The organism is Nocardia sp. NPDC049149 (genome assembly GCF_043197455.1).
Lineage (GTDB): Bacteria > Actinomycetota > Actinomycetes > Mycobacteriales > Mycobacteriaceae > Nocardia.
In genome coordinates this window covers 255,494-269,389 of the sequence record NZ_JBICTD010000005.1, presented here as the reverse complement: position 1 = coordinate 269,389, position 13,896 = coordinate 255,494, and the positions used below count along the sequence as shown (strand labels likewise).

Annotated in this window: 13 protein-coding genes; 8 read left to right on the top strand and 5 right to left on the bottom strand. The window is 67.8% G+C overall.

What is annotated here, in order from left to right; all coding sequences use genetic code 11:
* Nucleotide 1 precedes the first annotated feature (1 nt).
* Nucleotides 2-655, bottom strand: a complete 654-nt coding sequence (locus tag ACGFNJ_RS21540; RefSeq protein WP_393450801.1) for a TetR/AcrR family transcriptional regulator — start codon at nt 653-655, stop codon at nt 2-4.
* Between the two features lie 62 nt (nt 656-717).
* On the opposite strand from ACGFNJ_RS21540, the gene ACGFNJ_RS21535 reads away from it, so the two are divergent.
* Genes ACGFNJ_RS21535 through yhjD form a run of 3 tightly spaced genes read left to right on the top strand, consistent with a single transcriptional unit; the run spans nt 718 to nt 3,802 of the window.
* Entirely contained in the window at nt 718-1,686 is a 969-nt protein-coding gene (locus tag ACGFNJ_RS21535) for an oxygenase MpaB family protein (protein ID WP_393450798.1), read from the top strand.
* 21 nt (nt 1,687-1,707) lie between these two features.
* A complete protein-coding gene (gene trpS, locus ACGFNJ_RS21530; RefSeq protein WP_393450795.1) occupies nt 1,708-2,739 on the top strand; it encodes a tryptophan--tRNA ligase in 1,032 nt (343 codons plus the stop codon).
* Nucleotides 2,740-2,779: 40 nt separating this feature from the next.
* Nucleotides 2,780-3,802, top strand: a complete 1,023-nt coding sequence (yhjD, locus tag ACGFNJ_RS21525) for an inner membrane protein YhjD (RefSeq protein WP_393450792.1) — start codon at nt 2,780-2,782, stop codon at nt 3,800-3,802.
* Nucleotides 3,803-3,869: 67 nt separating this feature from the next.
* Here the strand turns inward: yhjD and ACGFNJ_RS21520 are convergent, their stop codons facing one another.
* Complete coding sequence (locus ACGFNJ_RS21520; RefSeq protein WP_393450789.1) at nt 3,870-5,165, bottom strand: D-alanyl-D-alanine carboxypeptidase family protein; 1,296 nt, start codon at nt 5,163-5,165, stop codon at nt 3,870-3,872.
* A 121-nt stretch (nt 5,166-5,286) separates the two neighbouring features.
* Between ACGFNJ_RS21520 and ACGFNJ_RS21515 the strand changes: the two genes are divergently transcribed.
* Together ACGFNJ_RS21515 and ACGFNJ_RS21510 are read left to right on the top strand one after the other, a co-directional pair.
* Nucleotides 5,287-6,831 (top strand): DHA2 family efflux MFS transporter permease subunit, encoded by a 1,545-nt coding sequence (locus ACGFNJ_RS21515; RefSeq protein WP_393450786.1) that lies wholly within the window; start codon nt 5,287-5,289, stop codon nt 6,829-6,831.
* A complete protein-coding gene (locus tag ACGFNJ_RS21510) occupies nt 6,821-7,444 on the top strand; it encodes a TetR family transcriptional regulator (protein WP_393450783.1) in 624 nt (207 codons plus the stop codon). Before ACGFNJ_RS21515 ends, ACGFNJ_RS21510 begins: the two co-directional genes overlap by 11 nt.
* Before the next feature lie 13 nt (nt 7,445-7,457).
* Here ACGFNJ_RS21510 and ACGFNJ_RS21505 read toward each other — a convergent pair whose 3' ends face one another.
* Nucleotides 7,458-8,357, bottom strand: coding sequence for a phenylalanine 4-monooxygenase (locus ACGFNJ_RS21505; RefSeq protein WP_393450780.1), 900 nt, complete (start codon nt 8,355-8,357; stop codon nt 7,458-7,460).
* A 324-nt stretch (nt 8,358-8,681) separates the two neighbouring features.
* Between ACGFNJ_RS21505 and ACGFNJ_RS21500 the strand changes: the two genes are divergently transcribed.
* On the top strand, nt 8,682-8,885 hold the full coding sequence (locus ACGFNJ_RS21500) for a type II toxin-antitoxin system VapB family antitoxin (protein ID WP_393450777.1): 204 nt from the start codon (nt 8,682-8,684) through the stop codon (nt 8,883-8,885).
* A gap of 9 nt (nt 8,886-8,894) precedes the next feature.
* On the opposite strand, the gene ACGFNJ_RS21495 is transcribed toward ACGFNJ_RS21500, so the two are convergent.
* Nucleotides 8,895-10,424 carry an alpha/beta hydrolase gene (locus tag ACGFNJ_RS21495; RefSeq protein WP_393450774.1) on the bottom strand — a complete coding sequence of 510 codons (1,530 nt, stop codon included), beginning with the start codon at nt 10,422-10,424 and terminating at the stop codon, nt 8,895-8,897.
* A 187-nt stretch (nt 10,425-10,611) separates the two neighbouring features.
* Here ACGFNJ_RS21495 and ACGFNJ_RS21490 point away from each other — a divergent pair, with 187 nt between their 5' ends.
* Together ACGFNJ_RS21490 and ACGFNJ_RS21485 are read left to right on the top strand one after the other, a co-directional pair.
* A complete protein-coding gene (locus ACGFNJ_RS21490; RefSeq protein WP_393450771.1) occupies nt 10,612-11,289 on the top strand; it encodes a RadC family protein in 678 nt (225 codons plus the stop codon).
* 146 nt (nt 11,290-11,435) lie between these two features.
* Nucleotides 11,436-12,170 carry a DUF6008 family protein gene (locus ACGFNJ_RS21485; RefSeq protein ID WP_393450768.1) on the top strand — a complete coding sequence of 245 codons (735 nt, stop codon included), beginning with the start codon at nt 11,436-11,438 and terminating at the stop codon, nt 12,168-12,170.
* 58 nt (nt 12,171-12,228) lie between these two features.
* On the opposite strand, the gene ACGFNJ_RS21480 is transcribed toward ACGFNJ_RS21485, so the two are convergent.
* Complete coding sequence (locus ACGFNJ_RS21480) at nt 12,229-13,878, bottom strand: alkaline phosphatase D family protein (protein ID WP_393450765.1); 1,650 nt, start codon at nt 13,876-13,878, stop codon at nt 12,229-12,231.
* Nucleotides 13,879-13,896: the final 18 nt, after the last annotated feature.

The following is a 13,896-nucleotide window of genomic DNA, read 5'->3' as shown; positions in this document are numbered from 1 at the left end:
GCTAGGCCAACCGGCGCGCGAGGTCCTCGCCGAGCAGCACGAACACATCGGTGGTGTGCTCGATCAGCTCGGCACGGGTGAGCGGCAACTCGCCCTGCAGCCACGCGGTGAGCGTCTGCACCAGTCCGCCGACGAGATAGTTGGCCCGGAAGTCGATCGCCGGATCCGAATTCGGGTCGTCGATTCCGTAGAAGTCGATGCCCTCGGCCGCGACCATCCGCGCGAAGACCCGGACCGTCTCGGTGGTGCGCGCACGCAACTCCGGCGTCGCCATGCCCGCGACCAGCGTGACCTTGGCCTTGCGCGGATCGTCGGTGAGCAGATGGATGCCTGCGGCGATCGCGGCGCGCGCGGTAGCCCTGGTGTCCTTCGGTGCGGTGGCGACCGCGGCGACGATGCTGACCGCCAGTTCCTCGGCGATCGAGTCGACGAGCGCGGTCAGCACGGCATCGCGACTGTCGAAACTCTCGTAGTAGTACCGCTCGTTGAGCCCGGCTTGCGCGCACAGACCCGAGACGGTCAGTTTTGCCAGCCCCTGGGTGCCGATGATTTCCAGCGCCGCCTCGAGCAGCGCGGTACGCCGCTGCGCTTTGCGCTCGTCCGCGGATATCCCACCGTAGGCCCGCTGCGCAGACCCACTACGCGATGAAGTCACGTCCCAATCTTGGCACGGCACAATTCTGGCAGAGAGTATTGCCAGATTGTCGAATCTGGCGGATGCTGTTGCCAGATGCTCTCGACGAGGAGGCAGTGATGTCCGAGCCCGGCTACTTCAGCGACCACTCGATGGCAAGGCGGGTGATGAGCAAACGAGCCGTCGGCCTGACCTACGGTCAGCGCGCCCTGGTCGTCGGCGCGGTCAACCCGCTGCTCTACGTCGGCACCGCCGAGAACACCGAGCATCGGATGACCCCGTACACCCGGCTCTCGCTCACCGGCCACCTCTTCGAGGCGGTGTTCCTCGGCAGCAAGGCGGAGGCCGATCGCGCGCTGGAGTTCACCACGAAGAAGCACGCACGGGTCAACGGCACGCTGCCCGAAGCGGCAGGCGCACACCACCCGGCGGGCACCCGCTATTCCGCGCACGACCCGCACCTGATGTACATGACGATGGCCTTCACCTTCGACTCCGCCGAGGTGATGTACGACCTGTTGGTGCGCACGATGACCGACGGCGAGCGCGAAGGTCTCTACCAGGACTACGTGCGCTGGGCCGAGCTGTTCGGCATGCCGCGCGATGCCGCGCCGGACAACTACCGCGCGTTCCGTTCGTCCTTCGACGCCTATCTCGCCTCCGACGAGCTGTTCCTCACCGAGGAAGCCAGGCTGGTCGGCTCGTACCTGGCCGGACAGCGCGTGCCCTATCCGCAGCGGGTGCCGTTGCAGCAGGTCACCTCCGCGGTCTTTCTGTTGATTCAGGGCAGCTTGCCGCCGCGGATCCGGCAGATGTACGCGATGCCGTGGGGTCGCGCCGAACAGCTCGCCTACCGAGCGCTCGCCCAGGGTGTGCGCACCGCACACGTGTCGTTGCCGCTGGTCCCGCCCGTGTTGCGCGGCACGCTGGCCGGGCCGAGCGGGCCGGTCTACAAGCTCGTCTCCCAGCGTGAACGCAAGCTGGTCGGCACGGGGCGACCGAGCATGCCCGGCGTCGACCCACGGAACTGGGTGGAGCGAAATTCGGCTTGAGCCGCATGGGAAGATCGGGGTATGTCCGCTCCTGCGCAAACCCCGGCCGCTGAACGCAAGCAGCGGGTCCTTTCCGGGATCCAGCCCACCGGCACCTCGTTCCACCTCGGTAATTACCTTGGGGCGCTGCAATATTGGGTGACCATGCAGGACGACTACGAGTCGCTGTACTTCATCCCGAACCTGCACGCGATCACGGTGCCGCAGGATCCGAAGGAGCTGCGGGCCAAGACCAGGGCCGCCGCCGCGCAGCTGCTGGCGATCGGCATCGACCCCAAGAAGTCGACGCTGTTCGTGCAGAGCCAGGTGCCCGAGCACGCCGAGCTGGCCTGGGTGCTCAGCTGCATCACCGGTTTCGGTGAGGCCAGCCGGATGACCCAGTTCAAGGACAAGTCGGTCAAACAGGGCTCGGACAACGCGTCCGTCGGGTTGTTCACCTATCCCGTGCTGATGGCCTCGGACATCCTGCTCTACCGCGCGCATCAGGTTCCGGTCGGCGAGGATCAGCGCCAGCACCTGGAGCTGACCCGAAACCTGGCGCAGCGCTTCAACACTCGGTTCAAGAAGACGTTCGTGGTGCCGGAGGCGCACATCGTCAAGGGCACCGCCAAGATCTACGACCTGCAGGATCCGACCTCGAAGATGAGCAAGTCGGCCTCCAGCGATGCCGGCCTGATCAACCTGCTCGACGACCCGAAGGTCACCGCCAAGAAGGTCCGCTCCGCGGTCACCGACACCGAGCGGGAGATCCGGTACGACGTGGAGCAGAAGCCCGGTGTCAGCAACCTGCTGGTGATCCTCAGCTCGCTGTCCGACACTCCGATCGTCACGCTCGAACAGGACTACGCGGGCAAGGGCTACGGCGACCTGAAATCCGATGTGGCCGACGCGCTGGTCGAATTTGTCACGCCATTGCAGGCGAAGGTGCAAGAGTATTTGTCGGATCAGGGCGAACTCGACCGCATCCTCGCCGCCGGTGCCGAGCGGGCGCGCGAGATCGCCGGCAACACCCTCGCACAGGTATACGACCGAGTGGGCCTGCTGGCTCGCTAGCGGACGGCACCTGCGAGATCACTCCTGAAGGGGCGAACTGGTGCAGGTGATCGACAACATCAAGGCCTGGATCGAACGACGGATCCAAAAGCGGCCCTGGCTGGACCATCTGGTGCGGGCGGGCGGGCGGTATCAACGGCAGCGCGGTGACTACTACGCGGCGGGCATCACGTATTTCACCGTGCTGTCGCTTTTTCCGCTGTTGATGGTCGCGTTCGCGATCGCGGGCTTCGTGCTGTCGAGCAACCCTGAGCTGCTCGGCGAGCTGCAGACCAAGATCGTCGACAACATTCCCGGCGACCTCGGTTCCGAACTGAACAAACTGATCGACAAGGCGGTCGAGTCGCGCGGCACCGTCGGCACCCTCGGTCTGCTGGCCGGCGTCTACACCGGGCTCGGCTGGATGGCGAACCTGCGCGCCGCGCTGACCGAGCAGTGGGAGCAGAAGACCAAGGAACAGAATTGGTTTCTGGCCAAGCTGTCCGACCTCGGCGCATTGCTCGGGCTCGGCCTGGCCTTCCTTGTCTCCCTTGGGCTTTCCGCGCTGGCCTCCAGCACGCTCGGCGCCAGGCTGCTGATCGCCCTCCACCTCCATCATCTGCCTGGCGCGCGCCTGCTGCTGGTCCTGGCGTCGGTCCTGCTGGGCTTCCTCGCCTCCTGGGCCGTCTTCGCCTGGATCATCGCGCGCCTGCCGCGCGAACCGGTCACCCTGGCCAGCGCCGCCAAGGCGGCCGCACTGGCCGCGGTGGTCTTCGAGGCGTTCAAGTTCGTCGCGTCGATCTATCTGCAAACCGTGCTGTCCAGCCCGGCAGGCGCGGCCTTCGGCTCGATCATCGGCCTGATGGTCTTCAGCTACATCACCTATCGCATCATCCTGTTCGCCACCGCATGGGCGGCCACCGCCTCCGACAACGAGCGCGACGCCGACATCGAGCCGCCGCCCGCGGCCGTCATCGCGCCCCGCATCACCCCTCGGGAACTCTCGGTCGGCGCAGGCGCCACCTTCTTCGGCGCGGGTGCCCTCGCCGCCCTTGCGCTCACCGGCCTGCGCCGCCGCCGCTGACGCACCGCCGAAATGCGGCGCAGGTCAACGGTTTACCGCTGCCACCGACCTGCGTTAGGCGAACGGTCTACCGCCGCCGACTGATTCGGCGGGCACCCAGCAGCAGGGCGAGCACCAAGATGGTGCCGCCGATGATCCAGACGGTCCGGCTGTTGCTGTGGTCGGTCGCGGTCACCGGGTCCATGGCTTGGTCGACGCCCTTGGGCGGCGGAGAGGCAAGGGCCGCACCGGTTTTGGCCTCTTTGCTGTCGGCCGTCGGGAGGGTGCCGACGGTGCTGCCCTTGGGGAGCGCGAAGCCGTAGTCGAGGAGGCGGGCGGCCTGGTCGGACGGGCGAAGCGGGCGCACGTCGGCTTGCAGCAGGGTGACGACGAGGCGGCGGCCGTTGCGCTGGGCGGCGGCGACGAAGGTCTGCCTGGCGTCGTCGGTGTAGCCCGTCTTGCCGCCGAGCGCGCCCTCGTAGTCGTAGAGCAGGTGGTTGTCGTTGCCGATGGGGAAGCCGGGGCGATCCTTGTCGCCGGGGATCGTCGGGTTCGCGGGGAAGCCGGGGAAGTCCACCTGTTCGGTGTGGATCAGCTCGGCGAACAGCGGGATGGTCATGGCCTCGCGGAACAGCACCGACAGGTCGTAGGCCGAGGTGCTCATGCCCGGCCCGTCCAGGCCGGACGGGGTGGCTGTGCGGGTGTCCAAGGCGCGCAACGATTTTGCGAGCTCGTTCATCTTCGCGACGGTCACTGTCTCGCCGCCGAGCTGGGTGGCGATGGCGTGCGCCGCGTCGTTGCCGGACGCCATGATCAGTGCCTGCATCAGCTGGCGGTTGCTGTAGTGGCCGCCGGGACCGATGCCGACGCGGGTGCCGTCGGCATTCGCGTCGTCCTCGGTGCCGACGATCACCTTGTTCAGATCGAGGGTGCGCAGCGCGATGGTGGCGAGCAGCACCTTGATGGTGCTGGCAGGCCGATAGCGGCCGTGCGGGTCCTTGGCCGCGAGCACCTCGCCGCTGTCCAGGTCCGACACCTGCCAGGCGGTCGCCGAAATGTCCTGTGGCACCGGCGCGGCGCCCTTGGGCAGCACGACGCCGCATTCGGCGAGCCGAGCGCCGCCGATCGCGGGGGTCGGAATGGGCAGCGCCGAGGGCGTCGGCTGGCCCGGTGCCGGAACCTCGGACTCGTCGATCGCTGCGGGCGGGCGCGTCTTCTGCGGGCAGGAGTCGGTGTTCGGGGTGGTGAACGGCGTCGTCGTCGGCGGCGTGCTCGGCGGAACGGCGAACGACGGAGTGGCGGCCAAGCCCGCGCTGACGGCCAGCACGGCCAGCGCGGAACCGAGGCGAAACGTGGCGCGGCGGCGCGAGTCCCGGATCTTCATCGTTTGCGAGCCTAGCGATCTGACGGCGAGTCGGCCGAATGCGCGCCCGGCCAGGTATTGACATGAGGTACTAAATGAGAGTTACATTCAAAAAGTAGTTTCTGTCATTTTCGGAGGGGTTGTGAACACAGACTCGACTCGCCGCTGGCTGGCGCTCGGCGCGCTGGCGGTGGCCATGCTGACCATCGGGCTCGACGTCACGGTGCTCACCGTGGCGCTACCGACGCTCGCGGTCGATCTGCACGCGAATACCGCTGCGCTGCAATGGTTCAGCGGTGCCTACACGCTCGCGCTCGCCGCGATGATGCTGCCCGCCGGCGCGCTCGGCGACCGGTACGGGCGCAAGAAGTTCCTGCTCGCCGCGCTGCTCCTCTTCGGAGCGGCGTCGCTGGCCTGCGCCTTCGCCACCTCGGCCGGACAGCTCATCGCCGCACGGGTGGTGCTCGGCATCGCGGCCGCGGCGATGATGCCGCTGTCCATGGCGGTGCTGCCTTCGCTGTTCCCCGAACCCGCGGCGCGCCAGCGCGCCCTCACCATCTGGATCACCTCGACCGCGATCGGCCTGCCGCTCGGTCCGATCGTCGGCGGCTGGCTGCTGCAGAACTTCTGGTGGGGCTCGGTGTTTCTGATCAATGTGCCGATGGTGATCATCGGTGCGCTCGCCGTGCTCGCCCTCGTGCCGGAATCCCGGAGTGCGCAGCAATTCCGGGTCGACGTGCCAGGCGTGGCGCTCTCGGCCGTCGGCATGCTCGGGCTCACCTACGGGTTCATCCGGATCGGTGAACACGGCTGGGGCAACGGGCTCGCCTGGGTCGTCGTCGCGGCGGGCGCGCTGCTGCTCGGCGCCTTCGTGCTCTGGCAGCGAAGGACCGCGAATCCCCTCGTCGACCTCGGACTGTTCGAGACCGCCGGATTCCGTTGGGGCACCGCGCTGTCCATCGTGGTCAACTTCGCGATGTTCGGCATGTTTTTCACCGTGCCGCAGTATTTCCAAGCGGTGCTCGGTGTGGACGCGCTCGGCAGCGGGCTGCGCCTGCTTCCGCTGATCGGCGGGCTGATCATCGGAAGCCGGGTAGTCGACCAGGCGTTGCCGAAGCTCGGCACCAGGGCGATGCTCGCCATCGGATTCGCGCTGCTTGCCGGTGCGCTCGCGCTCGGCGCATTGACCACGGTGGACAGCGGCTACGGCTACACCGCGCTGTGGACGACGCTGCTCGGCGCCGGGATGGGCCTGGCGATGCCGACCGCGATGGGACTGGCGATGGGCGAACTCACCGCGGAGCGGTCCGGATCCGGTTCCGCGTTGATCCAGGCGCTGCGGCAAGCGGGCGGCACCATCGGCGTCGCGGTGCTCGGCACCGTGCTCGCCACCCAATACCGTTCGGAGCTCGGCACATTGAACCGCGACCCAATCTCCGACGGGGTGAACGCCGGTGTCGCGGCGGCACATCAGCTCGGCGACTCTGCGATGCTGCATCAGGTGCAGACCGCGTTCGTCGGCGGCATGGGTGCCATGCTCTGGGTCTGCGCCGGCCTGTGTGCGACGGCGGCCGTCCTGGCGGGAGCCCTCATCCGGGCACCCCGCGCGGCGGGCGCGGTTCGGCTGGACGGCGCACCCGCCGTCGTCCCCGCCACCGATGCGTCAGAATCGACACATGTCAGCTGAATTGTCCGGAGAAGAGCCCGCGATGCGCGGGCTACGGGAGCGGAAGAAGGAACGGACCCGCCGGACGATACGGCTCGAGGCATTCCGGTTGTTCCGTGAGCAGGGGTACAACGAGACCACCATCGAGCAGATCGCGGCGGCGGCCGACGTCTCGCCGAGCACCTTCTTCCGCTACTTCCCGACCAAGGAGCAGCTGGTCCTGGCCGACGACCTCGATCCGAAGATGATCGACGCGCTCAGCGCCGAGTCGCCCGAGCTGCCCGCGTTCCAGGCGGTGCGCAATGCGATGAACACCGTCTTCGGGCAGCTGACCGCCGAGGAGGCGGCCTTCGAGCAGGAACGCCAGGCGCTGCTGTACCACGTACCCGAGCTCCGTTCGGCCATCGGCCACGAAATGGAACGCAACATCGATCTGTTCGCCGCCTTGATGGCCGAACGTCTCGGCGTCACCCCCGACGACTTCGAGGTTCGGGTGTTCGCGGGTGCGTTGACCGGAGCCGCGCTGGCCATCTCGACCGTCACCCCGGTCAACGTCGAAAACCTGAGCCGCATCATGGATTTCCTGGCGGCCGGACTACCGCTCGGCGAGCCCCGGCCGGTCGACCGGGGCTGAGCCGCGGCGCAGGCTACTGGGCGCCTGCCGCGCTGGAGTGCCGCAGCCGTTCCGGGGTGTCGTCGTCCATGGTGGCGAAGAAACCGCCGACCACGTCCTCGATCTCGGCGACCGACTCGGCGCAGTAGAGGATCGGCTGGTAGTGCGTGATGTCGTAGACGGCGGTGCCCATGGCGGCGACGTCGAGGGGACGCAGGTCGGCGCCGCGGAATTCCTCGATCTCACCGTAGGAGGACAGCAACCCTGCGCCGTAGCAGCGGACCTCGCCCTGCTCCCTGACCACACCGAACTCCATCGAGAACCAGAAGACGTTGGCGAGGAACTTGAGCGCGGAGTCGGTCTCCACCCGGCCGACGGCCGCACCGACCGCCTCGTAGATGGCGGCGAAGCGCGGGCTCGCGATCTGATTGGCGTGCCCGATGATCTCGTGAATGGCGTCGGGCTCCGGGGTGTACAGCGGCGCGGAGTGGTGCCGAATGTACTGGGTGGAGTGGAAGATTCGATCCGCGAAGGACCCGAAGAACTCGCGAAGCGGCACCAATCCCGCCGCCGGTGCGTAGCGGAATCCGGTGAGCGGCACCAGCGCTGCCGAGACCTCGTCCAATTGCGGGATGTGGTCCTCGGGCAGCGCGAGTCGGGCCGCGGCGTCGAGCACCTCGGTGCAGGCGTAGGTGCGGTGCTTGCGCGCGAGCTCCGCCGACGCGATCCGCCACACCTCTTGTTCCTCGGCGGTGTAGGCGATCTGCGGAACGGATTTGCCCGGTGCGTAGTCGAGTGCCATCGCGGCGATCGCGTTGCGGCGTTCCCGGTATTCCGGGTCGTGCACGCCGGGGTGCTCCTCGCTCAGGTGGACGGTCACATCGCCGTCGCCGGACCGGGTCACCGGTGAGTACAGCTGAGCTTCGGTGAACATACCTCGATGCAATCATCGCTCGGGCCTGTCGACAACAAACCCACGCCCAGCTTGGCAAACTGTCTAGCTGGGTGCGCTTTCCCGGGTAAGTACCGGCAGGGGACGGCGTATTTCGACGGCGAGCTGACCAGTGGCCGGTGCGCGGTGCGGCGAATGTGCTGCCGAAGGTGCGCGGCGGCAGGGCGGTCGCCGCTGCCGCGGGCCGGACGCGGGCCGAACGTACTGCGGCCGTGAATTTCTCGTGACGTGCCCGGCGACTCCCGCCGATTTGCCGGACATGAGCGGGCGGACAGCGCAAAATGGCGAAAGTACGAAGGAGGACGCATGAAATCCGTGCGGATCGATCTCGACCAGAAGTTGCTCGCCGCCGCGGCCGCCATCATGGGCACCTCGACGAGCAACGCCACCGTGAACGAGGCACTGCGCCGGATCGTCGTGCACGAACGTCAGCTGCGTCATCTCGAAAAGCTGGCCGCCACCGCGTTGTTCACCCTGCCCGGACCCGAGGTCGTTGTCGTCGACGGGTAATCGAGCGCTTCAGGGCTTCGCGCAGCGCAGGCCGTCGGCCGGTGGCGTCAGGTCGGTCAGATACTTCAGCACGGGTTCGTCGACACAGGCGATCCCCTCCAACGCCGCGCCGTGCTGGGTGCCCTCGTAGGTGATCAATGCGGCGCCAAGGGATTTGGCGAGCTTGACACCGCCCGCGTATGGCGTCGCCGGATCGCCGGTCACCGCGACAACCACCACCTTCGGCAGGCCTGGCACGGCGAGCGGGTGTGGTTGGGCCGTCGGCGGAACCGGCCAGAACGCGCAGGTGCCGAGGGGCGCTTCGGCATTGGCCAGGCCGTCGTCGAAAATCGGTGCCGCGCTGCGGGATCGACGGTCGATGTCGGCCGCGGTCGCCCGGTCGGTCACCCGAACCTCCTCCAGGCAGAGCACCGCGCGGTGCACGTCCTCGGACGAGACCTCCTGATACGAACCGGCGTCGCCGAGCATCGCCTCGCCGCGTCCCTTGGCCAGCTCGGCCAGGCCTCTGGTGAGGCTCGGCCAGGAATCGGGGTGGTAGAGCAGCGAAATCGTCGCGGTCGTCGCGGCGCCGTAGTCGAGTTCACGGCGGTCCTGAGTACGGATCGGGTGCTTGATCAGCGGGAGTACCAGTGCCCGATAGGCTTCGGTCGACTTCCTCGGATCGGTGCCGAGTGGGCAATCCGGCGCCTTGGCGCAGTCGGCAGCATAGGCGTCGAATGCCTGCTGGAAACCTGCCGCGGTGATCACGTCGTCACCGATGTTCGTGGTGGGATCGACGGCCGCGTCGAGAACCATGGCGCGCACCCGATCCGGAAACAACTCCGCATAGGTGGAGCCGAGGCGGGTGCCGTAGGAGCCGCCGAAATAGGTCAGCTTCCGCTCACCGAGCACGGCGCGGATCACGTCCATGTCGCGGGCTACGTCGCCGGTGCCGACATGTCCGAGCAATTCGAGTCCGGTCCGCCTGCCGCACGAGTTGGCGTACTCCTCGTTCTCCTCCTCGATCTGGTCGATCTCGACGAGCGGGTCGGTCCGGTTGAGCACCCGCCGGTCCGATTGGTACTCGGTGGCCGTACGGCAGTGGACAAGGGGTTTCGAGGCGCCGAGCCCGCGCACGTCCATCCCGATCACATCGAAACGCTCGGCCACCGGCGACTTCGCCAGGCCGAGCGGCATCGTCAGACCCGGCACGCCTGGGCCGCCCGGGTTCGTGAGCAGCGCGGCGACCCGCGTTCCGGTGGCGCGCAGCCGGGAGATCGCGATCTCGGCGGTGGCGCCGTCCGGCTTGCCGTAGTCGATCGGCACCCGCACCCGCGCGCACTCGATGCCGTGCGCGGGAAGCTCCTTGCCGCCCTGGTAGCTCTCGCACGAGCCCCATGCGAGTTGCTGGTTGTAGAAGCGATCGAGGGTGGGCGCAGGCGGGCCGACCGCGGCCTTGTCGCTGCCACATGCCGTCAGCAGCAGCGCGAGTGCGGCGACGGCCGCGGCAACCGGCACGACCCGTCTCGAAGCCGCGATTCCCTTGCGCGGTGTGCACATTCGTTGCCCTCTATTCACCCACCCCGCCGGCTGCACCGGCGTCCGTCGACGCACTCAGTGTGCCCGAAGGGTGCTGATCCGACAGCGGCAGGATCGGGCAACTCGGGCGGCCCCGCCTGCGCGGGCAACATGTCGGTGCGGCCTGGCACACTCCATGACACTGTCGCCATGACCGAGGGGTGTAACGATGCCGGTCTCCCTTATCGATGTGCCCGTCGAGCAGCGGCCGCGTGAGCGGTTGCTTGCGGTCGGCCCGCACGCGCTCAGCGATGTCGAACTGCTCGCCCTGCTGTTACGACACGGCAGACCGGGTGCCAGCGCGCTCGACCTGGCCATGGAACTGCTCGCCGAGCACGGCGGGCTGGCAGGCCTGGCGGCTGCGCGGCCGGAGGAGTTGTCCCGGCGCGCCGGGATCGGCGTTGCCAAGGCCGCGGCCCTCATCGCCGCATTCCATCTCGGTTCCCGCGCCAGGGGTGTCACCGGCACCCCGCGGCGCCTCGCCGCCGCGGCCGACGTCGCCGCCGCGGCCCGCCCGCTGTTCGCGGGCACCAGGGTCGAACGGCTGCTGGTGCTGGTGTGCGACGCGCAGAACCAGTTGCGGCAGAAGATATTCGTCGCCGAGGGCGCGGTCGACCAGGTCGCCGTGCCGGTCCGGGAAATCCTGAACACCGTCCTGCGCCACGACGGCCGCGCGTTCGCCGTCGTGCACAACCACCCCTCCGGCGACCCGACCCCCAGCATCGACGACCGTCGGGCCACCACGCTGCTCGCCGAAGCCGCACGCACCGTCGGCCTTCGCTTCCTCGACCATGTGGTCGTTGCGGGCGAGGCATGGGCGAGTGCTCCGGCAACTGCCGCGCGATAGTGATATCCAACAACGAATTACATTGTTATATCGTGGGATTACGCTGTTATTTCGTCGGATATCCGTTTGGCCCACCACGATTGGTGATCGTAAAATAAAATTGCCGCACTCCCATTCTCCGCGGGAGTAGTAACAGGCGGTTCGACATGGAAAATATGCATCACGGTGCGGGCGCGGCCGGTTGGGAGATCGCCGGAGCGGTCCTGATGGTTGCGTGGATGGTGGTCATGTGGGCCGCGGTAGCGGTATTGATCGTCGGTCTCCGCAAACAAGTACGGCCATGGATGTACAAGACGAGTCTCGGTGTCATCGCATTGGGGGTGATCGCGCAGATCGGCCATTTCCAAGAGCATGTGCTCCAGGCGGGCTACTGGATCGGGCACAACAACTCCCCGGCCTGGATGACGCCGTGGGGCACCGGTCTCGCCAACGGGTTCGGCGCGGTGGATCCGTCCAACAAGACGCTGGGCATGGAGATTCTGCACCTGGTCGGCAACTTCCACTTCCTTGCCGGATTGGTCGGCGTCGCGCTGATCACTCACCGGGCCATCGAGAGCCAGGCGCGCAAGTGGGCGCGCATGGGCGTCGTGATGCAAGGCATCCACGGCCTCGAACACGTCGCGCTGACGGTCTCGGTGTTGCTGGGGTACAAGGCGATCGGGTTATCCACCTGGTTCGGTCTGCTCGACCCGGGACCCGGTCTGTGGACATATCGCGTCTGGTGGCACTTCCTTGCCAACGTGATCGGAACGACGATCTTCGCCCTTGCGCTGATCAATCTCTGGCGGGAGCGGGCGACCATCGAGGCGACCTTCCACGAGACCGACGCGGTAGAGGAGCGCAAGCCGGTCACGGTCGCAGAACCGGTGCCCGTTCGGTAGGCCGAACTGGAACGATGCAGGCCGTCTGCGCCTTTGCCCGGCGGCCTGCATAACGGTGTTATCGCGGCGGCCTGTTGGTCGAGCTCGCGTCCGGTTCGTGCGGCGATGGCGCCGGAGCGTCCGGTCGCGTGGCCTGCGTGACACCGGGAACTCCGTCCTGCACCACGAAGCTGGCTCGGGTGTGGATGGGCGCGCCGGTTCGTCGCACATACGGCACCACGCGGAAGTCGCTGCGCCACAGCCGATGATCGAGGTCGACCCGGACATAGCCGCGCTGCGCGTTGACGAATTTGAGATCCGGGTTGGCGGCGAGCAGATTCCGGCCCGCATCGGTCAGATCGGCGCCGTCGCCCGCGCTCGTAATCGATGTTCCGATGAATTCCGAGGCCACCACCGGTGATTCGGGATCGGTATAGTCGCGGCGCAGGTCGGCGGCCTGATTCTGGTGCCGATCTCCGGTGATGACAACGAGATTGGGCACGCCGCGCTCGGCGGCGGCGCCGAGCACCGCGTTGCGGTCGGCGACGTAGCCGTCCCAGCCGTCGGTGCCGACGGCAGTGACCTGGCCTGCGTCCTGATCGGACTGGGCCATCGAAACCTGGTTGCCGAGGATCTGCCAGCGGGCGGCGGATGTCGCGAACCCGTCGAGCAGCCAATCGCGTTGCGCGGCACCGAGTATCGTGCGGTCGGCGGCGAACCGGTCGGCGCAGTCGATGACCGTGTTGCCGTCGCCGCAGGCCTGTTTGTCGCGATACTGCCTGGTGTCGAGCATGGTGATCTCGGCGAGGTCGCCGAACCCGTAGCGGCGGTGCAGGTGCATGGCAGGCCCGGACGGCATTTGCGCGATCCGCAGCGGTTGATGCTCGTACATGGCCTGGAACGCGGCGGCCCTGCGACGGCGGAATAGCGCGGGAATGCGGGAGATATCGAAACCGAGCCCAGGCGAGTCGCCCGCCCAGTTGTTGTCGACCTCGTGATCGTCCATGGTGACCAGCCACGGAAACGCGGCGTGCGCGGCGCGCAACGGCTCCTCGGCCTTGGCCTGCGCGTACCGCAGCCGATAGCCTGCCAAGTCGACGGCCTCGTCCTGGAGGTACGGCTCCTGGGTCATGCCCTGCCGTCCCCGCGTCCAGCCACGTTCGTAGATGTAGTCGCCGAGATGCACGACGAGGTCCAGGTCCTCGGCGCTCATGTGCTCGTAGGCGGTGAAGTACCCGGAACTCCAGGACTGGCACGAGGCGAACGCGAAACGCAGGCGCGCGGTGGGGCTGCCGACCGCGGGCGCGGTGCGGGTCCGCCCGATCGGGGACAGCGCGGCGCCGGCACGAAAGCGATAGAAGTACCACCGATCCGGCGCCAACCCGGCGACCTCCGGGTGCACGCTGTGCGCCAGCTCGCGCGTCGCGACGGCCGTGCCGCGCGCAACCACGTGGCGGAAGCTTTCGTCGTGTGCGACTTCGTATTCCACGCTCACCGGCCGCAACGGCATCCCGCCGAGCCCGTCCGGCGCGAACGGATCAGGCGCCAACCGCGTCCACAACACCACCCCGTCCGCGGTCGGATCGCCCGAGGCGACGCCCAAACTGAACGGATAATCGTTCCACCGCGGCACTCGAAACAGTCCACTGCTCGCCGTCGCGGCCCCGGCCAGCACGGCAGCCGACCCCGCACCCCCGACCCGCAGTAGTTGTCGACGCGACAGACCCATACGTCAGGGTATCGGCCG

Coding starts and splice junctions, on each gene's coding strand:
- ACGFNJ_RS21520 (WP_393450789.1), bottom strand. CDS start 5,165: ATGAAGATCCGGGACTCGCGCCGCCGCGCCACGTTTCGCCTCGGTTCC.
- ACGFNJ_RS21500 (WP_393450777.1), top strand. CDS start 8,682: ATGAAATCCGTGCGGATCGATCTCGACCAGAAGTTGCTCGCCGCCGCG.
- ACGFNJ_RS21480 (WP_393450765.1), bottom strand. CDS start 13,878: ATGGGTCTGTCGCGTCGACAACTACTGCGGGTCGGGGGTGCGGGGTCG.
- ACGFNJ_RS21490 (WP_393450771.1), top strand. CDS start 10,612: ATGCCGGTCTCCCTTATCGATGTGCCCGTCGAGCAGCGGCCGCGTGAG.
- ACGFNJ_RS21510 (WP_393450783.1), top strand. CDS start 6,821: ATGTCAGCTGAATTGTCCGGAGAAGAGCCCGCGATGCGCGGGCTACGG.
- ACGFNJ_RS21495 (WP_393450774.1), bottom strand. CDS start 10,424: ATGTGCACACCGCGCAAGGGAATCGCGGCTTCGAGACGGGTCGTGCCG.
- ACGFNJ_RS21505 (WP_393450780.1), bottom strand. CDS start 8,357: ATGTTCACCGAAGCTCAGCTGTACTCACCGGTGACCCGGTCCGGCGAC.
- ACGFNJ_RS21485 (WP_393450768.1), top strand. CDS start 11,436: ATGGAAAATATGCATCACGGTGCGGGCGCGGCCGGTTGGGAGATCGCC.
- ACGFNJ_RS21535 (WP_393450798.1), top strand. CDS start 718: ATGCTGTTGCCAGATGCTCTCGACGAGGAGGCAGTGATGTCCGAGCCC.
- trpS (WP_393450795.1), top strand. CDS start 1,708: ATGTCCGCTCCTGCGCAAACCCCGGCCGCTGAACGCAAGCAGCGGGTC.